This is a genomic window from Enterococcus sp. DIV0358 (assembly GCF_051713465.1).
GTDB classification, from domain to species: domain Bacteria; phylum Bacillota; class Bacilli; order Lactobacillales; family Enterococcaceae; genus Enterococcus; species Enterococcus faecalis.
Window position 1 is genome coordinate 300,783 of record NZ_JBIOPX010000001.1, and the last position, 20,047, is coordinate 320,829.

Sequence of the window (20,047 nt, forward strand, 5' to 3'; positions counted from 1 at the left end):
ACGAGTCATCTTTTTAAGGAGGAAACTATGTCGTTATCATTACGGGAAGTCAGCCAATTATTATGTCAGTTAAAGGTATTAGATCAAAAAATTACCAAAGTTTTTGAAGAGCAAGTTGGCTTGAGTTTGACTCGTTATGAGTTGCTGATGATTTTAAAAGAACGTCAGCCGTGTCTTCAAACGGAGATTCAAGAACACTTAAAAATCGATAGTGGTGCGGTCACTCGCCATTTGAAAATTTTAGAAGAGAAACAGTATGTGACACGACAGCGAAATCCAGAAAATAATCGGGAAGTGCTAGTGCATTTAACAGAAAAAGCACAACAAGAACTACAGCAATGTACAGCCAAGCAACAAACGGTAACAGAAATTATTCCCAGTACATTTACAAAGGACGACTGTCGCCAGTTAAAAGAACTTTTGACAAAACTAGATCAAAGCATTACAACGAAAGAGGTATGATAGAATGACAACATATACAACGAATGATTTTTCAGAGATTGTTTTTGGCCGCAAATCGGTTCGGGTGTACGATGAAACCCATAAAATTTCTCATGAAGAAATGTTAACAATGATTCAAGAAGCGACCACTGCCCCTTCTTCTGTTAACATGCAGCCCTGGCGTTTTGTCGTAGTGGAAAGTGAAGCAGGCAAAGAAAAATTAAACCCCTTAATTCGCTTTAATACGCGTCAAAATGAAACATCTTCTGCAATGCTCTTAATTTTTGGTGATCTAAACTGCCATGAACGAGGAGAGGAAATTTACAATCAAGCCTATGCTAGTGGTAAAATGCCTAAAGAAGTGCGGGACCAACAATTAGCGGCGATTATTCCCCATTATGAAAGTTTAAGTAGAGGACAAATGAATGACATCGTAAAAATTGATGCGAGTTTAGCAGCTATGCAATTTATGTTAGTGGCCCGAGCTCACGGATATGAAACGAATCCAATCGGTGGTTTTGAAGCGGAAAAATTAGCCGAAACATTTGGTTTAGATCAAGAGCGCTATGTCCCAGTAATGATTTTATCTGTGGGTAAGGGCATGGAAACTGGCTATGAATCTGTTCGTTTAGCACCAGAAAAAATCACGACATTTGAATAGACAATAAAAAATGACGGCATAGGCTTGCATCAACCAACATTCTTAAAGAAAGTTGGCTAATGCAACAGCGATGCCGTCATTGTCGTTGGATAAAGTGACTTCCGTTGCGATGCTTTTAAGCTCGTCAACGGCGTTTTCCATAGCAATCCCCGTGCCAGCCCATTCCAACATTGTATAGTCGTTGTGACCATCACCAAAAGCAATTACTTCTTCAGCAGTTATGCCTAACTGTAGGGTTAGTTTTTCTAAAGAACGCGCTTTATCAATATTTTTGGCGGTAAATTCAAAATAGAAAGGAGCGGAAAAAGCAGCGGTGACGGTTTCTTTGAAAGGCGCGTAGATGGCCTCATGATATTTTTGTAAATAGGCGGGTTCACCAGCAATTAAAATTTTGTTCAAGGGAAAGTTTAGTCTGGCGGCTAAATCATGCCACTCACATAATTGAAAGTTGCCGCCCCGTGATTCATATTCAATAATATTAAAATCACCAGTCTCTAAATGTAAGGTGTTATGAAAAACATCATTGACATACATAAATGTTTCATCATTAATCATTGGAATTACGTCAAATTGTTTCAAATGCTCTAAAATTTGTTGACTCAATGACTTTGAAATTGTCTGATTAAATAGTTGTTGCTGACTGCCATGATGGGTGACACAAGCGCCGTTATAGGAAAGTAAGTGTCCATTATAATGAGCCATCTCCAATTCATCTGCTAAGGGCCGCATACCGTTAGTCGGGCGGCCAGAAGCCAAAATCAGTGAGAGGCCTTGTTTTTGTGCAGCTACTAGTGCTTGTCGCGTTTTTGGTGAAATCTTTTTTTCTGAAGTTAACAAGGTGCCATCAATATCCATTACAATTGCTTTGATTGCCATAATTGGCCTCCAATCCGAAGAGTTTCTTTCTTTTAGTATAAAAGTTTTTTCTATTAATGTAAACGGATTCTCTTGTGAGGTGCATAAAAGAATTATTTTACAAAAATCTATACTATTTTTTTGTGAAATTTCATATAATAGAAGTATTCTAATTATCTACATAGAGAGCGAGGGACAAGGAATATGAAGGAAAAAGAAATGCATTCGCTCTTTTTTAAACATAAGTTTGTGAAAGTAACTCCCTATTTACGTCGTTTTGGTCATCGTTTGAGTGGGATGATTATGCCAAATTTGAGTATTTTTATTGCGTGGAGCTTATTGTCTTTGGTGGCTGGCTATACGACTGGAAATCTACGGCTAGCTCTTTCTGAAGTCGAAACGATAATGATTCGAGTTGTTTTACCGATTTTAATTGGTTTTACAGGCGGAAAAATGTTCGAGGAACAACGTGGCGGCGTCGTTGCGGCTATCGCGACAGTGGGCGTGATTGTTTCCACAGATGTTCCACAGTTGTTTGGTGCTATGTTTATTGGTCCTTTAGCAGGATATACTTTCGCCAAAATTGAACAAATTCTCTTACCGAAAGTTAAAGAAGGCTATGAGATGCTGACTAAAAACTTTTTAGCAGGAATTGTGGGAGGACTGCTGTGCTGTTTTGGTATTCTGGTTGTAGCTCCGGCTGTTGAAAGCGCTAGTTTTTGGCTGTATCAATTTTCTTCTTGGTTAATTGAAGCCAATCTTTTACCATTGGTTCACGTTTTCTTAGAACCCTTAAAAGTGTTATTTTTTAATAATGCGATTAACCATGGCTTATTAACGCCTCTAGGTTTAGAAGGTGCTAGTCAAACAGGTCAGTCCATTTTATTTCTATTGGAAACAAACCCTGGACCAGGCGTGGGCGTTTTGGTTGCTTTTCTGCTGTTTGGGCCTGTAGGACAACGAAAAACAGCAGGAGGCGCCACCATGATTCAATTGATTGGGGGCATTCATGAAATTTATTTTCCGTTTGTTTTGATGGATCCGCGCTTATTTTTAGCAGTAATTGCTGGAGGAATGAGTGGTACGCTTGTTTTTCAAATATTTAATGGGGGGCTAAGTGCTCCAGCTTCGCCAGGTTCATTGGTTGCGATTTTAGCCAATGCCCCGACTGAGGCAAGGCTGGCGGTTTTTAGTGGAATTTTTGTTAGCTTTCTGTGCTCTTTTGCAATAGCAAGCTTGTTATTAAAACGTCAACGAGGAATTGAACCAGTTTCAATGATAAAGATGAAGGAGGAAGACCAAGTGGAAACAGTCACACCTAACTATCAGCAAATTTTATTTGTTTGTGATGCAGGAATGGGCTCAAGTGCCATGGGGGCTAGTTTGCTAAGCCGACAATTAAAAGCGGTGAACTTGGAGATGCCTGTGACTTACCAGTCCGTTCATCAGATGAAGTGGCAGCCTAAGACATTAGTGGTCATTCAAGCAGAATTGAAACAGTTAGCACAAAAGTACGTCCCAGAAAAGGATATGGTGAGTGTTCAAAATTTTTTAGAAATTAAATCCTATTACCCGCAAGTTTTAGCCAAACTGACTGCTTCTTCTCAAGAGCAATCTTCACTTGGTTCAGAGTCTACTGAAACGAACCCGACCAAACAAATACAGAAGCTTGTTTTTTTATATGCCGAGAATGTTCGAGGATCGCAAACAATGGGAATGGAATTATTGCGGCAACAAGCGGCGAAACAAGGAGTCGCGATTGAAGTATCTAAAGAGCCACTGGAAACAGTCTTTTTTACCAAGGAGACAACCTACGTAGTGACTCGTGAACTGGCGCAAGCCTATCATTTAGATCTAACGCAACAAAATTTATACGTAGTTACTAGTTTTTTGAATAAGAAAGAGTATCAAGAATGGCTGGAAGGAGGAGCTGATAGATGTTTTTAACGACAAGAGAAACTGTTCTATTAACGGAATTAGTGAATAGTCCCACCCCTGTTTCAGTAAACCGCATGATGAATTTGTTAAAGGTTAGCCGTCGGACGGTATATCGTGAATTAGAAAATTTAGAAACCTCGCTAGCATCGATGGGCGCAACGTTGGAAAAAGTAGCTCGTGGGCGCTTTTCGATTCAAGCAGATGAAGCAGCGATGACGGAAATTCAGGCTGCTATTTTAGGAGAAGAGACACAGGAACTTTCTACTTTGGCGCGGCAACATGCGATTTTATTGACATTACTGCAAACAAAAGAGCCAGTCTCTATGCATTATTTTCTGGAAACGTATTGTATTAGTAATACGACTTTTTATGCCGATATTAAACAATTAGAAACACGGATTGCTCGGATTCCGTTGACGATTTCTCGGAATCAAGGTTATGAAGTGACTGGTTCTGAAAAATATCGCCGTCTTCTAATGGCGAATATTCTAAGTATGGAAATTAATGAGTACCAATTTTTTCATTTTACCGAATTAACAACAAGCGACCATTTTTTCTTTCAGTTTATTCATGCAGAACATTTAGCATTTGCACAAAAAATTGTTCAGCCAGAAGTAGAAACTTTATTTCCAGCATTAAGTGATCGCAAATTACAACATTTGATTTTAATGTTAACAATTGCGATGGATCGAGTCACTGCAGGTTTTTATTTAGCTGATGAGACCTATACTTGGCAGATGAATAAGGCTTTTCTAAATTGTTCTAAACGACTTTTTTCAAAAGTCGCTGCTGAAACGAAACAACTATACGCTGTCAGTGAGATTGTTTTTTTTGCTAGCTTATTAAGTGATTTTTCTAATTCTTTTGATGAAGATTTTTTTGATGAACATTTTGACACTCAGCTGGCTTATGCAGTGAAACAACTGATTGAAGCAGTAAGTCAAGAAACGGAAGTTAATTTTTTCGAAGATACCAATTTGTATAAAATGTTGTTGACGCATTTATCAGGTGTTTTTTCTCGGGCGGTTTTACAAGAAGAAGATTTAACGAATCCCATTTTAGAACGGATCATGAATCAATATCAAGAAATAGCTGCGGCTTTACGCCAAGCGTTGCCGCAAATTTTTCCGCAAAAGAATCTATCGGAAGAGGAAATTGCCTACATGGTACTTCATTTTGCTAATTCTTTAGAACGGAGTCCCAAAATTATGGAAGTTGATATTGCTGGTTTTTCTCCTAGCGGTTTGGCTTCGACAAGTATGTTGGAAATGCGATTACGGCGCTACTTTCCTTTTATCAACCAGATTCATTTTTTTCGGATTGCGGATTTAGGTAAGGTGAATGTTGAGGAAAACTATGACTTAGTGATTTCCACTTCGTTATTACCAGGATACAATGGCAAATATAAATTGATCTCACCGTTACTTTTAGACGATGAAATCCGCCAATTGAAAGAAGAGTTTAAGCGGATTAGTCACGAAAAACGCTCGCTTAGGAAAGCACCTGTGAAAAAAACAGGTGGCGAAGAAAGCTACGAAACAGTGGTCGCTTTCATGGAAGAAATTAGTAAACTATTAGAAACATTTTTCATAGCAGATTTAAATAATCAAGCGGATTTGGCAGAAACCGTTCAACAAGCCCTCGCGCAACTTTCCGCAGATTTAATCACCGATAGTGCAATCGTTTGTCAGCAATTGATGAAACGTTACGAGCAAGCGCCTATTGGGATTCCTCAGACGGAAATGGCCTTATTCCATACCTCAAGTACAGCAGTGACACAGCCTGTTTTTTGTATTTTTAATCTGGCCCAGCCACTTATGATTGAAGGTATGGATAAAAAGCCGATGCAGTTACAACGTATGTTACTCATGCTAGCGCCGATGCCGATTGATGAAACAATCGGGAAAATTTTAGGAAAAATCAGTGGTGCGATTATTATGAATGATTTAAATACAGAAATTTTTCATTCAGGAAATGAAGCCATTGTTTATCAGTTGCTTTCGTCATTATTAATTGAAGAAATGAAAGGCTAGGTGTTGAGAGATGTTTGAAATTACAGCGGAGCAAATAATGTTGAATCAATCGTATGCTAGTTGGGAGGAAGCACTTGCAGCTTCTGGTGAATTACTGCTAAAAAATCAGTTGGTCACGCCTGACTATGTCAAAGCAATGTATCAACGTCAACAAAAAGTCAGCGTGTATATCGGTAACTTCGTGGCATTGCCTCATGCGGAAGGACAAGATGAACAAGTTTTAAAAGAAGGGATTTGCTTTATTCAAGTGCCTGATGGGGTCAACTTTGGTACGGAAGCAGATCGAAAAATAGCCACCTTGTTATTTGTTGTTGATCTAAAAAGTCAACAGCAATTAAGCATGCTTCAAGAATTAGCTTTTTTCTGTTCAGATCTCGAAAACATTCAGCGGCTCAGTGATTGTCAAACAATAGATGAAGCGCAAAAAATTCTGGCTCAAGCCTAAAGTTACGTCTGAAAAAAAGCAATTCAATCTGAAATGTTCAAAAATTATTGAAATAATTCTATATTAAAAAATAAAATATTTTAATTTAAGAGGTTAAACAAAAAAGATAAGAAGATTCCTTGACAAAAAATAGGACCTATGATAAATTTAAAGTAACTTGTGACAAAGTCGTGCATGGATGCACTAAAAAGACACCCTATTGCGGTAGGGTGTCTTTTTTTGCTGTTTAGACAGCAGCGGTTGGAAGCAACTTGTTTATTCCTCGTTCTGTTTTTCCAACCAAATGGTTACAAGTTTCAGGACAATCCCGACAAAAATCGGCACAAGAATTTTTGTGACAATCTCGTACATGTGATGCACCTCCTTTCGAGGCAAGTCGCCAATTTGAGTATAGCATAAAAAGTTGTTAATTTATTATTGAAATTATTAGAAATGGAATAAGCACGTGTTTTCTGGTTTTCGTAACTAGAGAACACGTGCTTTTTTCTTTCAACTTTTGGCACAATGGTTTGTGCCAAAGTACGACTTTTTCCAGATTCGGAAAGCGGATACAATTTAGTCAACAAGAAAAGTTACTTGAGAGAAGGGGAATAAAAATGGAACAAGTACCAGAAAAAAATAAAGTATCAATTAAAGCAAAAGTCCAAAGACTTGGCAGTACCTTATCTAGCATGGTGATGCCCAATATCGGGGCGTTGATTGCGTGGGGCGTTTTGACAGCGCTATTTATCCCAGATGGATATCTGCCAAATAAAGCCTTTGCCACGATGGTTGGCCCAATGTTGACCTATTTAATTCCATTATTAATTGGCTACACTGGTGGGAAAGTAATTGCAGGTGATCGCGGTGCCGTAGTTGGCGCAATTGCGACAATGGGCGTGATTGTGGGAACCGATATTCCGATGATGCTAGGTGCCATGATTATGGGTCCACTTGGTGGCTTTACAATTAAGAAATTTGATCAGTATTTCCAACATCGGATTAAAGCTGGTTTTGAAATGTTAGTAAACAATTTTTCAGCTGGATTGATTGGTTTTGCATTAGCTTTACTTGGTTTTTCAGCGATTGGCCCAATTGTCGATGCGCTGACTGCTGCAATGGCACGTGGTGTGGAAATCATTTTAAATGCTCATTTGATTCCATTAACGAGTATTTTTATTGAACCGGCAAAAGTGCTCTTTTTAAACAATGCGATTAATCATGGCATTTTAACACCCTTAGGGACAGAACAAGTCTTATCGGCTGGCAAATCAATTCTTTTCCTATTAGAAGCAAACCCTGGCCCTGGGTTAGGTGTCTTATTAGCATTTATGTTTTTTGGAAAAGGTGCGGCAAAATCTTCTGCGCCGGGAGCAATAATTATTCATTTCCTTGGTGGTATCCACGAAATTTACTTCCCATATGTAATGATGAAACCGTTATTATTCTTATCGGTTATTGCAGGTGGCGCGACAGGTAGTTTAGTTTTCCAAACGTTGGATGCTGGTTTACGTGCGCCCGCTTCACCAGGCTCCATTATAGCTATTTTAGCGATGACACCAATGGGTTCTTACTTACCAGTTATTTTAGGTGTTTTGGCAGCAACTGCTGTTTCCTTTGCAGTATCCGCAGTCATTTTAAAAGCAGATGCGAAAGAAGAAAGTGATGAATTTGCCCAAAAAGTGAAAGAAACCCAAGCTGCTAAAGCAGCATCAAAAGGATTAACTGTCACAAATGGTAGTGCTTCATTGTCAGGGATTCAACAAATTATTTTTGCTTGTGATGCTGGGATGGGCTCTAGTGCAATGGGTGCGTCTATCTTACGGAAAAAGGTCCAAGAGGCTGGTTTAGTACAAACTGTGACGAATCGGGCTATTAATAATTTGACCGATGAGGGAAATACATTGATTGTCACACAAGCGGAATTGCAAGAACGGGCCAAACAGAAAGCACCTAATGCAACCTTTGTAGCAGTTGAAAATTTCTTGAACTCACCACGTTATGATGAAATTGTGGCTGAACTATCAGGTACCAAAGAAAAAAACGACTCACAACCAACAGCCTCCAAAGCAACACCTGCTTCTGAAATTGAGGGAGATTTAGCAAATGTCAATGAGATTCTTTTGGTTCACGATGACCGTGTCGGGTCAGCAACGATGGGAATGAAAGTCTTAGAAGAAATTTTAGATAAAGAGAAAATTTCAATGCCGATTCGAAAAATTAATATTAATGAATTAACTCAACAAACACAGGCTTTAATTGTCACAAAAGCTGAACTAACGGAACAAGCCCGTAAAAAAGCACCGAAAGCGACACACTTATCAGTAAAAAGTATGGTTAATCCCCAAAAATATGAAACAGTGGTTTCGCTCTTAAAAGAAAGTGCCTAGAGAGGAAGAAAACAATGGAAAATCTTACGAATATTTCAATTGAATTAAATCAACAGTTTAATACAAAAGAAGAAGCTATTCGCTTTTGCGGCGAAAAACTAGTCGAGGCAGGCTGTGTTGAGCCCGCTTATATCGAAGCAATGATTGAAAGAGACCAATTGCTATCTGTTTATATGGGGAATTTTATTGCCATTCCTCATGGAACAGAAGAAGCCAAAAAATTAGTGAAAAAATCAGGAATCTGTGTAGTGCAAGTCCCAGAGGGCGTTAATTTTGGCACCGAAGAAGATGAAAAAATTGCTACCGTATTATTTGGGATTGCCGGAGTCGGTGAAGAACATTTGCAATTAGTCCAACAAATTGCACTTTATTGTAGTGATATGGATAACGTAGTGCAACTTGCCGATGCATTAAGTAAAGAAGAAATAACAGAAAATTTAGCCATTGCTTAAAGGAGAGAATAAGAATGAACGCAGTACATTTTGGAGCAGGAAATATTGGACGCGGCTTTATCGGCGAAATTTTAGCTAAAAACGGGTTTCATATTACGTTTGTGGATGTTAATGAAACCATCATTCAAGCGTTAAAAGAACGTAAAAGTTATACAATTGAATTGGCCGATGCCTCACATCAACAAATTAACGTTGAAAATGTGACCGGATTAAATAACATGACAGAACCAGAAAAAGTAGTAGAAGCAATTGCGGAAGCCGATTTAGTCACGACGGCGATTGGTCCCAATATTTTACCAAGAATTGCTGAATTAATTGCCCAAGGAATTGATGCACGTGCCGAAGCAAATTGTCAAAAGCCGCTGGATATTATCGCTTGTGAAAATATGATTGGTGGTTCAACCTTTTTAGCAGAAGAAGTGGCCAAATATTTGAAAAACCCAGCTTATGCTGAACAATGGATTGGTTTTCCTGATGCGGCAGTTGATCGGATTGTTCCATTACAAAAACATGAAGATCCACTTTTTGTTCAAGTTGAGCCTTTTTGTGAATGGGTCATTGATGATACCAACCGAAAAGCCAAAGAGATTCAGTTAGAAGGCGTTCATTACGTTGCTGATTTAGAGCCGTATATTGAACGAAAATTATTTAGTGTAAACACTGGCCATGCTACAGTTGCCTATACAGGGGCGTTGTTAGGCTATCAAACCATTGACGAAGCGATGCAGGACGCCTTAGTGGTAGCACAACTCAAATCAGTTTTGCAGGAAACTGGTAAACTTTTAGTGGCTAAATGGAATTTTGATGAACAAGAACATGCAGCCTATATTGAAAAAATTATTCAACGTTTCCAAAATAAATATATTTCAGATGCTATTACACGTGTAGCACGGACACCAATCAGAAAATTAGGTGCGCAAGAACGGTTTATTCGACCAATCCGTGAATTACAGGAACGCAATCTAGTGTCGCCGCATTTATTAGCAATGATTGGTATTGTCTTTAATTATCATGATCCAGAAGATGAACAAAGCCGTCAATTACAGGAAATGCTTGACCAAGAAAGCGTTGATACAGTGATCGCTGAAGTAACGGGCATTGAAGATCCAGAAACGGTTAAAAATATTAAACAAAACGTAGAACGCTATGCGCGACCACAAGTAGCATAATAACAAAATCCTTCTATCAAGATACTTCACATTTCTTAATTAAAGGGAAAAAACAACCGCTCACTGATTAAAGTGAGGGGTTGTTTTTTACATATTGACTAAGTGGTTTTTGATAAAGCTCTCCTTTGAAGGCACCTGTATTGAAGTATTCAGCTAATTGGTAACCAATGAATGGGCCAGTAGTGAGTCCTGATGAACCAAGTCCGCTAGCAACCACAAGGTGGGGCATTTCTGGCAAAGGGCCAAAAAACGGAGCGAAATCAGATGTATAAGCACGTGTACCGACGCGGTAATGCATGGGTTGCTTAAAAAGCTGCTCTGCTTCTTTTAGAAATGGTGCAGTCCCAGAAGTTAGTTGTTGAAAAGCGCTAACAGTCTCTTCTAAATCCCAGGCTTGATCATTTTCGTGGGTGGCACCTAATAAAATTTTTCCTTGATTAAAAGGAATTAAATCGGCTTCACCATCTAACATAGCAACAGGCCATTGCTGACTGTTTGTAAAAGGGGTCTCGAAAACTAATAATTGTCCTTTTTGGGGACGAATGTCCACAGATAAATTTAAAGTAGCTAGTAATTCCTTTAAATGAGGACCAGGTGTTAAAGCGAGAAAATCAACGCTCTTTTTTTCTGAATTTGTGACAATTTCCCACCCTTGATTCAGTTGTCGAAAGTGCGCCCGTTGTGAACAAAAAGTGACCCCTTTAGCTTCGGCGCGTTTCTGAAGATGGTTTAGATAAGCTGGTCCATCTAGGCGACCGCCACCAGAAATAAAAAGTGAGGGAGTTTCCTTAAGTAGCGGTAAGAACTTCGCTGTTTGAACCGCTGACAACATCGTGATTTCTCCAATTTCAGGTGCAGTTTGCTTACGCTCTTCTGCCAAATGGGCTAAGTCTGCCAAAGCGGCTGCCGGGCGCAAAATGACTGTCCCTGATTGACGATAAATATCCTCCGTCAGCTGAAAATCTTTGACTAGCTTTGGAAATAGGGCAGCGCCCTCTCGCGCTAATTGGTACCATTTCTTATTCCGACGTTTGGATAGCCAAGGGGAAATAATCCCAGCGCTCGCTTTAGTCGCTTGGCCGAGCCCTTCATCATAAACGGTAATGTCAAATTTTTGTGGATCTAAATAATTAGCTAACGTCATTCCGATAATGCCGCCGCCAATAATGGCAATTTTTTTCATGCTTCTTCTCTCCTTCGAACAGTTGTATTGTAACACAAAAAAACCGCCTCTAGACAGAGACGATTGGGAGATAACTTGTTAACGGGTCCTTCTGTGTGTGTAAATAGAATTGCCGCCTTCTAAAACGTGAACAATTTCTTGTGCCATTTCTGCCACAGGCACAGGATCATAGCCAATAAATAAGTTCTTTAAAAAGGGGATTTTCTTAAAAAAATAAATACATTTACTAAAAAGTATGGTGCCGGTACGTTCTTGACCTACAAGTAAACTAGGATAAAAAATCACTGCTTCGGCGACTTCTTGGTGGATTAGTTCCTCCGCTGCCAATTTGGCATCCATATATTTTCTCAAAGGGAAAGGAACAGTATTGGCTGAAATAAATAAAAACTTAGCTGGCTTTTTTTGTTGTGCTAAAAAAGAGCTGATTTTTTTCACTGGCGTCAGAATTAGCCGTTGATAGGTTTTCTTTTTTCGTGGATTTTCAAATAAAATACCTACTGTATCAATGACCCAGTCAGCACGCTGGACTTGTTCTTGCCAATTCGTGTCACGAGTAACATCGGAGCATACCCACTGCACTTGGTGGCTCCAAGATGCGGAGAGCGTGGCAGGCTTTCCATGACGTGAAACACTGATGACTTGATGTTGGCGTTGGACTAAAATTTTCGCGATTTGTTGACCTAAAAAACCGCTACCGCCAAAAATAATGACTTTCATGGCAAGCCCTCACTTTCAATTGTTTCTTCTAGTGTACCTTAAATAAAAAAAGAAGCAAAAAATCTCGATTGCGTATAGTTTAATTATAAATAACATAAAAATAACCTTTTTAGATTGTTGGAACACAAAGACTCAATAATAGTTGTTGATTGTCGTGAAATAAACAAAAAAATGAACAAAGATGAAATAAATCAGACTAAAGGCCTAGAGAAAGGCCCTTGTTTCTTGAATTCAAGCATGGTTAAATAGTTATAAGTGAACGACCGAGCAATTTAGTTTGTTAGGGAAAATAGATAGAATGAGGAGATGAAACGAAGAAAATGAAGAAGAAAACGATCATTATATTGGGGGCAGTTGCGGTAATTGCGGTTGGGGGCATCGTAACTGTGAATGCGTTAAATAAAAATGCACAACAAGTAGCTGTCAAGCAAGCGCCTAAAGATGACTGGGGAATTGACTATTTTGACGTTCCCGACTTGCAACAAATTTATATTAACGGTGTCATCCAACCGGAACAAATGGAAGCCTTTGCGCGTGATCAAAAAATAACAAAGGATCCAGAGATTAAGGTGAAAAACGGCGATGTCGTAGATGCAGGCACAGAATTATTTACTTATGAAGATGAGGCGGTCACAAAAGAAATTGAGGCACAACAAAATAGCTTAGCCAAATTAGAAACGAAGCGGGCGAATATCTATAATAAGTGGAATCGGGCCATTGATAAATTTAATAAAACTAAAGAAGAAGACCGCACGATGTCTGGGGATGATTTAAATGAACAATATCAAACAGAAGTCGATGCGGTAGATGAAGAGATCACCTTCACCAATGAAACCTTAGCGGATTTAGGAGCGAAGCAATATATTTCCACAAAAGCTAATTTCAAAGGTCGCGTATCAATTCCAGAAGTAAAAGACGCCAATTCACCGATTTTACGGTTAACTTCAGAAGATCTCTATTTAGCTGGGAAAGTGAATGAAAAGGATTTGACTAAAATTAGTGTTGGGCAAAAAGCTAAACTAACTTCTGTTTCCAACAATGTGGTTGTGGATGGCTCAATTTCTTACATCGATGATAATCCTCCTGAAGGCAACAGCGATGCCGCGAGTGGCAATCCAGAGGGCGGCACGACGATGTCTAGTTATAGCGTCAAAATTGCGTTGGCCAATTTAGACAAAGTCAAAAATGGCTATCATATGCAAGCAACCATTGATTTAGGCGATTTAGGGGCGATTGAGTTACCGAAAAAAGCGATTCAAAAAGAGGGTGAACAGGCCTACGTTTTAGTGAATGATTTTGGAACCATCATTCGTCGTGATGTCCAAGTCGGGCAAGAAAATGGCGACAAAATGGCGATTGAATCTGGCTTAGAATCAGCCGACCGAGTGGTTATTTCTTCAAAAAAACCAGTAAAAGTCGGTGATATTGTTGAATCAGATGCAGCGATTGCTTCTGATGAATCAGCAACCAACGAATCAATGACAGATGCGTCGAAATAGGAGGGTTTGATGGTGGAAGCAAACAATACAAATCAACCCCTCATTGAATTGCGGGACATTAACAAGTTCTATCCAGTAGGTAAGGAAAAACTACATGTTTTAAAAGAATTGAACTTGACCATCCATCAAGGAGAGTTCATTTTAATCATGGGGAAGTCCGGCAGCGGTAAGACAACGCTGATGAACATTATCGGTTTCTTGGATCGCTTAACAGACGGAAGCTATCATTTCTCAGGAACAGATGTTTCAAAATTGTCTGAAAATAAAAAATCAGCCTTTCGCAATGAATACCTAGGGTTTATTTTTCAACAATTTTTCTTGATTAATTCCTTAAATGTTAGTCAAAATGTTCAATTGCCCTGTGTTTATGAAGGGAAAAAAAGCCGCGCTGAGAAAAAAGCGATTGCTGAGAAGTACCTAAAAATTGTCGGTTTGGAAACAAAAGCCAAATCAAAAGTTACTGAACTTTCTGGAGGACAGCAACAAAGAGTAGCCATTGCTCGTTCCTTGGTGAATGATCCATTATTGATTATGGCTGATGAACCGACTGGGGCATTGGATAGTGAAACGGGTACAGAAATTATGGAATTATTGAAAGAATTGAATGAACAGGGCAAAACAATTGTCATGGTGACACATGATGAAGATATGAAAAAATATGCCTCACGAGTGATTCATATGAAAGATGGTCGCTTTTTGGAAGAAGAGGTGATTAGATGATTGCTAATTTATTTGTTAGTACTTTTTTAAGCTTAAAGGCACATAAGTTGCGGGTATTTTTAACGATGGTCGGGATTATTATTGGGATTACATCAGTCGTAACGATTTCTGCGCTAGGTGAAGGGATGAAACGTCAAGTTGTGAAGGCATCCAGTGCAGTGAACGCGGATGTTTTGAAGATTCATTATACAATGTCAGATGGTAGCAGTGACAATTTTATGTCCTACGAAGAGCCAGATTATACGTTTAGCCGAGTGGACTTGAAAAAATTACAAGACATTCAAGGAATTGAAAGTATTTATCCTCAATATGGTGAATCAATGATGGGGGGCGGAGACAATTTGTTTGTACCAATGGATTATTTTGGGGCGCAAGCGAATTTATCCATTACGTCGACTAAAGGGCAGAATGATATTTTATATGGTCGTGATTTTCAACCGAGCGATGCAAATACAGATGCGATTGTCTTAAATCATGATATCTTTGAAGCGCAAATTCGGCTTGATGATCCTAGCCAACTCATTGGAAAAGCTGTTTCAATTGGTGGTTATATGTACAAGGTGATTGGTATTTTAGCACCAAAAGATTTAGATAGTTTGGGTATGAACGATGATTGGGCAACTGCTATGAGTAGTTTTGTTTCTCGAGAATCATATAATAAATTAGCGAAAACAAAAGCAATTAGTGGCATCAATATTAAGGTTCGTGAGGGAGCGGACCGGGAAGCAATTTTAGGACAGGCAATCGCTATTTTAAGTGAAAATCATCCTGAAGTGAAAGGAACGTTTAAAGAAAATGACCAAGACCAACAACTCCAACAACAAATGGAAGAAATGGTCACGGGTATGACGATGTTTCTGATGGCAATTACTGCAATCTCCCTATTAGTCGGGGGAATTGGCGTCATGAACATCATGTATGTGTCTGTCACGGAACGGAAACGAGAAATCGGGATTCGTCGGGCCATTGGTGCTAAACCACGAGTCATTTTATTCCAATTTTTAATGGAAGCAGCGTTTATCACATTGATTGGTGGTTTGATTGGTGTCGGCTGCGGCTATTTATTGGCAACTGTGGTCGGTGGGTATATTTCGATTACGCCAATTATTACGCCGTCCATCTTTGCCATTTCAACATTGGTTTCTGTCTTCACAGGTATCTTTTTCGGGATTATTCCAGCAATTGGCGCCTCGAGGATGGATCCGATTAAAGCGATTTATAATTAAAAAGATATATTTTTGGTTTTTTCTAAACAGTTCAAATAATCTGAAATGAGATTGTTTGTTAAAAGATTGAATGATATGCTTTTGTTGTGCATGGTCACAATGGAAGCATATTGTTTTAATAGGAGGAGAGAAAATGAAAAAAACGGTTAGACTGTTGTTGGTTGGTTATGTAGAATGGACTGTAGAAGAAAGGTATCAAAGCTGTCTAGGGAATAATATAGTGAGTATAAGACAATTGTTTAAAAAAGTTCAGGCGCCAATTACATATAGAAATACAACGAAAATATGAAAAAAATAGTAGCAGGATTTCTTAGTTTGATTAGTATTGGAATAATGTTATTTGTTGTAAAAGACAAATTGATAGAAGAAAAAAAGCAATCTTTTGTTGTGCAAGAAGAAACAGATTTTTATGTATTATCAACCCAAGCGATTTATTCATTCATGTTTTCTGAAAATGACATCAAAAAACATAAGCGAAGTCGTGTGAATCTACCAGAGATTGTCCCAACAGGGTTTTCAAAAGGAAGATTACAATCCCACTATTTACTATTTTCAACGGGTGATCTTTTGAGCAGCACTAAGGATGAATTTATAGTGAGTGTTGATTTTTTAAAAGGAGAACTTTTGAAAAGAAAGACAGAAAAATATCCTTATACTGGTACTGGTTATAGCTCCAACTATTTTTATACTGTTCAAGCAGAGCGTTTTTATTCTTTTGATACTGAAGGGAATCCAGTTAGTTCATACATGTTTAATGAATCTACAACACCAGTTACGCAATTTTCAGGAACACAAAATAAGCTATATGTCGTCGCTAGTCAGGAAGCCAAAGAAAAACAACTTTATGAGAATACGTTGTTCATTTTTAAAGAAGGGGAAAATTTGACATTAACAGACGAAATATTTTTAGATACAAACCCAGAGTATGTTTATGGTTTTACTTCTTCTGTGATTGTAAATAATCAAATTTACTTGCCGATAACGGCTCATAGAAACCGAGTAAGTTATGAAAATGTGCCAGATAATCGAATTATGCAAATGGGTTTAGATGCTAAAAATCAACGTTTTATTCAATTGACAGAGAATTTTCCTAACCTAATTTACAAAAGTAGAACGTCCGAATATTTGATTATTGATCACGAGCCAAATGCATTAGGGAAAGTGGGGCTGTCAATTGTTAATCTTGCTACGGAAGAAAGTTATTTTTTAAATATTAATGGACAGTTAAAGACGGAAGAATTAGAAGAATCTATGATCTATAGTGTAAATACAACGAAAGATAATCAGTTGTTGGTTTTAGCTGGTCAGACGCTTCTCAGATATGATTTGGTGACAGGAAATTTGCTTTCGGAAACAAAAGTTCTTGAAAAAGAAGAACAAGGTATTTATATTTGGGTTAATCATTAAAAAAGAAGGACCGCCTGATAAGTTTCTCAGGCAGTCCTTCTTTTTATTTCATGTCACTAAGAATTTTCTGAATCAATTCTTGTTGAAACTCTTTGGTATATTGTTCGGTGAGTTTCGCTTGTTCTTCTTGGGACATTGATGGATTCGCCATCATAGCAGCCATCATTTTTTTGCCAACTGTTTCAGTCCCTTCTTTTTTGATATCAGCGGCATGTTGTTCCATATATTCGCCTAATTTTTTGGCTTGATCAGCACTTAAAACTAGCCAGTCACTAGCAACGTTGAAGGTGTTTTCTTGTTTTGTAAATTGGTTATCGTTGTCAGCAAGGCCAAATAGTGTTTTGGCCCAAGACTCTTGATAGGACCATTTCGTCGTTTTTTGGACTAATGTGGCTTTTTGAGCATCTTTTTGAACCGTGTTTGTGACGTTTTCCGTTCCTGTTTTTTGTAGTTTCTTTTTATCTGGTGTGTTATATAAATAAACTTTTTCGGAACCATCGCCCAACGGCTGGTACAATAACATGTTGGGGCCATCTTTGCTTGCGCTACTGCTTTTTAGTTCAAACGTTTTGTCCTGAATAACTTCGGTCATACCAAAATGATCTTTATCGTTTAAAACGATAAGACTTAACGAAGCTAAGAAGCCTAAACCAAAAATAACCATACAGAATTTATGCCAAACTTTTCGGCCGAATACATTCGTATAGGCAAAGCCTAACACGCAAAGGATTAAAAGGAAAATAATCATTATTTCATTGCACCTACTTCCTTAACAGGCATCTCTTCTTTTTTATTTAAGAAGAAAGTAATCGCCAAGCCGAGAACGCCAAAGATTGTTGCCACGAAGAAGGCTGCGTGATAACCGTTTAATGTTGCGTTTGTTGCTTGGTCGCGATAAGCGAGTGGGGCTGTTTTTAATAAGTCTGATTCAGGTAAGCCGTCTTTGGTAACATTTGTTAAAACACTAATCAAAACAGCTGTTCCAATTGAGCTGGCTACTTGTCGGAAGGTGTTGTTTACAGCAGTTCCGTGACTTAATAAATTCATTGGTAAAGCATTCATGCCAGAAGTTGTCACAGGCATCATGACCATCGAAATACCAAACATCCGAATCGCATATAGGACAATGATATAAATAATAGGTGTTGCTTTTGTTAAGAAAGCAAACGGTAACGTTGCAGCTGTTAAAATAAACATCCCAGTAATCGCAAGACGACGGGCACCAATTTTATCAAAAATGCGACCCGTTACTGGCATCATAAGTCCCATGACTAACGCTCCTGGTAAAAGCATTAACCCTGAATGGAAGGCAGATTCACCACGAATATTTTGGATATACAAAGGTAAAACCATTTCGGCGCCAATCATTGCCATGTTGGTTACGCCAGATAAAATGGCTGCAACAGTAAAGACTTTTGATTTAAAAACGCGTAGTTCTAAGAAAGGTTGTTCTAAATGCAATTGTCGATATGTAAAAAGACATAAAACAATCGCACCAACAATTAAGAATCCATAGACTTGTGGGCTACCCCAACCTTTATCACCAACGCTTGAGAAGCCGTAAAGTAAGCTACCAAAGCCGAGAGTAGAAAGAATGACCGATAAGACATCGATACTTGGATTAGATAATTGAATGACATTTTTCATTAAAAATGAAGCTAAAATTAGGACTAAAACGACAATTGGAATGACCATCCCAAAAAGGTCACGCCATGTATAAGAATCAATAATCCAACCAGATAATGTTGGACCTAAAGCGGGTGCTAATCCGATAACAATTCCCGTTGTGCCCATGGCAGCGCCACGTTTTTCAGGCGGGAAAATTGAAAGCATAATTGTTTGTAAAAGAGGCATAGATACGCCGACCCCTGCGGCTTGAACAAGACGTCCAGTCAATAACATGCCGAAGTCTTGCGCTACAAAACAGATGATGGTTCCGATTAAGAACGTTGACATCGCTGTTATGTATAATTTTTTTGAACTAAATTTGTTAATCAACCAAGCACTGATGGGAATCATAATGCCGTTCACAAGTAGGAATCCAGTGGTTAGCCACTGTACACTTGAAGCTGAGATATCAAATTCTTTCATTAATGTAGGTAAGGCCGTCGTTAAAAGTGTTTGGTTTAAAATCGTACAAAATGTTCCGATTAGTAAAACGCCGACTAGTAACGACCGGTTATAAGGTTTTCCGTGAATATCCACAGGTTGTTGTGAAGTCACATATATCGCTCCTTTTTCTGTAAGTTTCAAATTAAATTGCATTAACTACTTTACAACTAATTAGAATCTTTGTCAACTTACTTGACAAAGGCGTAAAAAAAACTACAATTAAGGAAAGGATAAGGGAAAGGAAGTTAAACTAATGTGGTCAAAAATGATTCAGCGTTTGTTAAATGAAGAAAATTTGTTGATAGGAATTAGTGAACTAAGTGAAATTGCTGAAGTTTCGCCACGTCAACTTCGTTATTGGGAAGAAAAAGGGTATATTTCTTCCATTGCGAAAGATGCAAACGGTCCACGGAAATATCGGTTACATACAGTCGTCAAAGTGCATTGGATCAAGCGTTTTTTAGATGAAGGATATACGTTACAAAGTGCGGTGGAAAAAGCAGAAGAGCAGCATCGTAATGTGGGGATGACGAAAAAAATCTTTAGTCAAATGTTTCATGGTATCTCAGAAGTTTGTCCTAATTACGTAGCGATTGATTTAGGCGATTTCGATGAAGAACAAAAATTATATGTCGTATTTAATGAAACCACAGAAGTCAGTGAGTATCTTTTAATTCCTAAGGATGCAGATGTTTCTGATGAGTTAAAGAAAAGAAAATAAGAATGAAATAGGACTGGGAGAAAGACCTGAAGTGAAAGTAAAACGTTACTGAATGAATCTTCGAGTTCTTTTTTTCTTGCAATTTCTTTATTTTTCTAT

19 protein-coding genes are annotated in these 20,047 nt (G+C 38.4%); 13 read left to right on the forward strand and 6 right to left on the reverse strand.

Features of this window, described 5'->3' with window-relative positions:
- Positions 1-27: 27 nt before the first annotated feature.
- On the forward strand, positions 28-462 hold the full coding sequence (locus tag IGK70_RS01555) for a MarR family winged helix-turn-helix transcriptional regulator (RefSeq protein ID WP_002362972.1): 435 nt from the start codon (positions 28-30) through the stop codon (positions 460-462).
- 4 nt (positions 463-466) lie between these two features.
- Positions 467-1,102 (forward strand): nitroreductase family protein, encoded by a 636-nt coding sequence (locus IGK70_RS01560; RefSeq protein WP_220421672.1) that lies wholly within the window; start codon positions 467-469, stop codon positions 1,100-1,102.
- Positions 1,103-1,144: 42 nt separating this feature from the next.
- On the opposite strand, the gene IGK70_RS01565 is transcribed toward IGK70_RS01560, so the two are convergent.
- Positions 1,145-1,978: a Cof-type HAD-IIB family hydrolase gene (locus IGK70_RS01565; protein WP_002355273.1), complete on the reverse strand. Its 834-nt coding sequence runs from the start codon at positions 1,976-1,978 to the stop codon at positions 1,145-1,147.
- Positions 1,979-2,161: 183 nt separating this feature from the next.
- On the opposite strand from IGK70_RS01565, the gene IGK70_RS01570 reads away from it, so the two are divergent.
- The 3 genes from IGK70_RS01570 to IGK70_RS01580 are packed head-to-tail and all read left to right on the forward strand — an operon-like array spanning position 2,162 to position 6,373.
- Positions 2,162-3,904, forward strand: a complete 1,743-nt coding sequence (locus tag IGK70_RS01570; protein ID WP_002407429.1) for a PTS transporter subunit EIIC — start codon at positions 2,162-2,164, stop codon at positions 3,902-3,904.
- Complete coding sequence (locus IGK70_RS01575) at positions 3,895-5,928, forward strand: BglG family transcription antiterminator (RefSeq protein ID WP_104855602.1); 2,034 nt, start codon at positions 3,895-3,897, stop codon at positions 5,926-5,928. The genes IGK70_RS01570 and IGK70_RS01575 overlap by 10 nt, the downstream gene beginning before the upstream one ends.
- Before the next feature lie 10 nt (positions 5,929-5,938).
- Positions 5,939-6,373: a PTS sugar transporter subunit IIA gene (locus IGK70_RS01580; RefSeq protein WP_438775151.1), complete on the forward strand. Its 435-nt coding sequence runs from the start codon at positions 5,939-5,941 to the stop codon at positions 6,371-6,373.
- Positions 6,374-6,628: 255 nt separating this feature from the next.
- Here the strand turns inward: IGK70_RS01580 and IGK70_RS01585 are convergent, their stop codons facing one another.
- Complete coding sequence (locus IGK70_RS01585; RefSeq protein ID WP_015543884.1) at positions 6,629-6,724, reverse strand: type I toxin-antitoxin system Fst family toxin; 96 nt, start codon at positions 6,722-6,724, stop codon at positions 6,629-6,631.
- A 245-nt stretch (positions 6,725-6,969) separates the two neighbouring features.
- Between IGK70_RS01585 and IGK70_RS01590 the strand changes: the two genes are divergently transcribed.
- The 3 genes from IGK70_RS01590 to IGK70_RS01600 are packed head-to-tail and all read left to right on the forward strand — an operon-like array spanning position 6,970 to position 10,363.
- Positions 6,970-8,742 carry a PTS mannitol-specific transporter subunit IIBC gene (locus tag IGK70_RS01590; protein ID WP_104855603.1) on the forward strand — a complete coding sequence of 591 codons (1,773 nt, stop codon included), beginning with the start codon at positions 6,970-6,972 and terminating at the stop codon, positions 8,740-8,742.
- Between the two features lie 14 nt (positions 8,743-8,756).
- Positions 8,757-9,194, forward strand: coding sequence for a PTS sugar transporter subunit IIA (locus tag IGK70_RS01595; protein WP_002355279.1), 438 nt, complete (start codon positions 8,757-8,759; stop codon positions 9,192-9,194).
- Between the two features lie 14 nt (positions 9,195-9,208).
- Positions 9,209-10,363, forward strand: coding sequence for a mannitol-1-phosphate 5-dehydrogenase (locus IGK70_RS01600; RefSeq protein ID WP_002355280.1), 1,155 nt, complete (start codon positions 9,209-9,211; stop codon positions 10,361-10,363).
- 67 nt (positions 10,364-10,430) lie between these two features.
- Here the strand turns inward: IGK70_RS01600 and IGK70_RS01605 are convergent, their stop codons facing one another.
- Together IGK70_RS01605 and IGK70_RS01610 are read right to left on the reverse strand one after the other, a co-directional pair.
- Entirely contained in the window at positions 10,431-11,546 is a 1,116-nt protein-coding gene (locus IGK70_RS01605) for an NAD(P)/FAD-dependent oxidoreductase (RefSeq protein ID WP_033601158.1), read from the reverse strand.
- A 78-nt stretch (positions 11,547-11,624) separates the two neighbouring features.
- Complete coding sequence (locus tag IGK70_RS01610; protein ID WP_002358396.1) at positions 11,625-12,263, reverse strand: NAD(P)H-binding protein; 639 nt, start codon at positions 12,261-12,263, stop codon at positions 11,625-11,627.
- A gap of 320 nt (positions 12,264-12,583) precedes the next feature.
- On the opposite strand from IGK70_RS01610, the gene IGK70_RS01615 reads away from it, so the two are divergent.
- The 4 genes from IGK70_RS01615 to IGK70_RS01630 all read left to right on the forward strand — a co-directional run bounded on the left by IGK70_RS01615 (position 12,584) and on the right by IGK70_RS01630 (position 17,115).
- On the forward strand, positions 12,584-13,762 hold the full coding sequence (locus tag IGK70_RS01615; protein WP_002355284.1) for an efflux RND transporter periplasmic adaptor subunit: 1,179 nt from the start codon (positions 12,584-12,586) through the stop codon (positions 13,760-13,762).
- A 9-nt stretch (positions 13,763-13,771) separates the two neighbouring features.
- On the forward strand, positions 13,772-14,482 hold the full coding sequence (locus tag IGK70_RS01620) for an ABC transporter ATP-binding protein (RefSeq protein ID WP_002383683.1): 711 nt from the start codon (positions 13,772-13,774) through the stop codon (positions 14,480-14,482).
- The gene (locus tag IGK70_RS01625; protein ID WP_002375822.1) at positions 14,479-15,708 is read left to right on the forward strand and encodes an ABC transporter permease; all 1,230 of its coding nucleotides are present in this window, start codon (positions 14,479-14,481) and stop codon (positions 15,706-15,708) included. The genes IGK70_RS01620 and IGK70_RS01625 overlap by 4 nt, the downstream gene beginning before the upstream one ends.
- Before the next feature lie 333 nt (positions 15,709-16,041).
- On the forward strand, positions 16,042-17,115 hold the full coding sequence (locus IGK70_RS01630) for a hypothetical protein (protein WP_258150082.1): 1,074 nt from the start codon (positions 16,042-16,044) through the stop codon (positions 17,113-17,115).
- 43 nt (positions 17,116-17,158) lie between these two features.
- On the opposite strand, the gene IGK70_RS01635 is transcribed toward IGK70_RS01630, so the two are convergent.
- The gene (locus IGK70_RS01635) at positions 17,159-17,863 is read right to left on the reverse strand and encodes a DUF4811 domain-containing protein (protein WP_220421673.1); all 705 of its coding nucleotides are present in this window, start codon (positions 17,861-17,863) and stop codon (positions 17,159-17,161) included.
- Positions 17,863-19,380, reverse strand: coding sequence for an MDR family MFS transporter (locus tag IGK70_RS01640; RefSeq protein ID WP_085406522.1), 1,518 nt, complete (start codon positions 19,378-19,380; stop codon positions 17,863-17,865). Before IGK70_RS01640 ends, IGK70_RS01635 begins: the two co-directional genes overlap by 1 nt.
- Positions 19,381-19,480: 100 nt before the next feature.
- On the opposite strand from IGK70_RS01640, the gene IGK70_RS01645 reads away from it, so the two are divergent.
- The gene (locus tag IGK70_RS01645; protein ID WP_002383688.1) at positions 19,481-19,948 is read left to right on the forward strand and encodes a MerR family transcriptional regulator; all 468 of its coding nucleotides are present in this window, start codon (positions 19,481-19,483) and stop codon (positions 19,946-19,948) included.
- Positions 19,949-20,047 lie beyond the last annotated feature (99 nt).

Bases quoted from the DNA above. Each gene is read 5' to 3' on its own strand.
- IGK70_RS01555 (WP_002362972.1), top strand. From the start codon at position 28: ATGTCGTTATCATTACGGGAAGTCAGCCAATTATTATGTCAGTTAAAG.
- IGK70_RS01560 (WP_220421672.1), top strand. From the start codon at position 467: ATGACAACATATACAACGAATGATTTTTCAGAGATTGTTTTTGGCCGC.
- IGK70_RS01565 (WP_002355273.1), bottom strand. From the start codon at position 1,978: ATGGCAATCAAAGCAATTGTAATGGATATTGATGGCACCTTGTTAACT.
- IGK70_RS01570 (WP_002407429.1), top strand. From the start codon at position 2,162: ATGAAGGAAAAAGAAATGCATTCGCTCTTTTTTAAACATAAGTTTGTG.
- IGK70_RS01575 (WP_104855602.1), top strand. From the start codon at position 3,895: ATGTTTTTAACGACAAGAGAAACTGTTCTATTAACGGAATTAGTGAAT.
- IGK70_RS01580 (WP_438775151.1), top strand. From the start codon at position 5,939: ATGTTTGAAATTACAGCGGAGCAAATAATGTTGAATCAATCGTATGCT.
- IGK70_RS01585 (WP_015543884.1), bottom strand. From the start codon at position 6,724: ATGTACGAGATTGTCACAAAAATTCTTGTGCCGATTTTTGTCGGGATT.
- IGK70_RS01590 (WP_104855603.1), top strand. From the start codon at position 6,970: ATGGAACAAGTACCAGAAAAAAATAAAGTATCAATTAAAGCAAAAGTC.
- IGK70_RS01595 (WP_002355279.1), top strand. From the start codon at position 8,757: ATGGAAAATCTTACGAATATTTCAATTGAATTAAATCAACAGTTTAAT.
- IGK70_RS01600 (WP_002355280.1), top strand. From the start codon at position 9,209: ATGAACGCAGTACATTTTGGAGCAGGAAATATTGGACGCGGCTTTATC.
- IGK70_RS01605 (WP_033601158.1), bottom strand. From the start codon at position 11,546: ATGAAAAAAATTGCCATTATTGGCGGCGGCATTATCGGAATGACGTTA.
- IGK70_RS01610 (WP_002358396.1), bottom strand. From the start codon at position 12,263: ATGAAAGTCATTATTTTTGGCGGTAGCGGTTTTTTAGGTCAACAAATC.
- IGK70_RS01615 (WP_002355284.1), top strand. From the start codon at position 12,584: ATGAAGAAGAAAACGATCATTATATTGGGGGCAGTTGCGGTAATTGCG.
- IGK70_RS01620 (WP_002383683.1), top strand. From the start codon at position 13,772: ATGGTGGAAGCAAACAATACAAATCAACCCCTCATTGAATTGCGGGAC.
- IGK70_RS01625 (WP_002375822.1), top strand. From the start codon at position 14,479: ATGATTGCTAATTTATTTGTTAGTACTTTTTTAAGCTTAAAGGCACAT.
- IGK70_RS01630 (WP_258150082.1), top strand. From the start codon at position 16,042: ATGTTATTTGTTGTAAAAGACAAATTGATAGAAGAAAAAAAGCAATCT.
- IGK70_RS01635 (WP_220421673.1), bottom strand. From the start codon at position 17,863: ATGATTATTTTCCTTTTAATCCTTTGCGTGTTAGGCTTTGCCTATACG.
- IGK70_RS01640 (WP_085406522.1), bottom strand. From the start codon at position 19,380: ATGCAATTTAATTTGAAACTTACAGAAAAAGGAGCGATATATGTGACT.
- IGK70_RS01645 (WP_002383688.1), top strand. From the start codon at position 19,481: ATGTGGTCAAAAATGATTCAGCGTTTGTTAAATGAAGAAAATTTGTTG.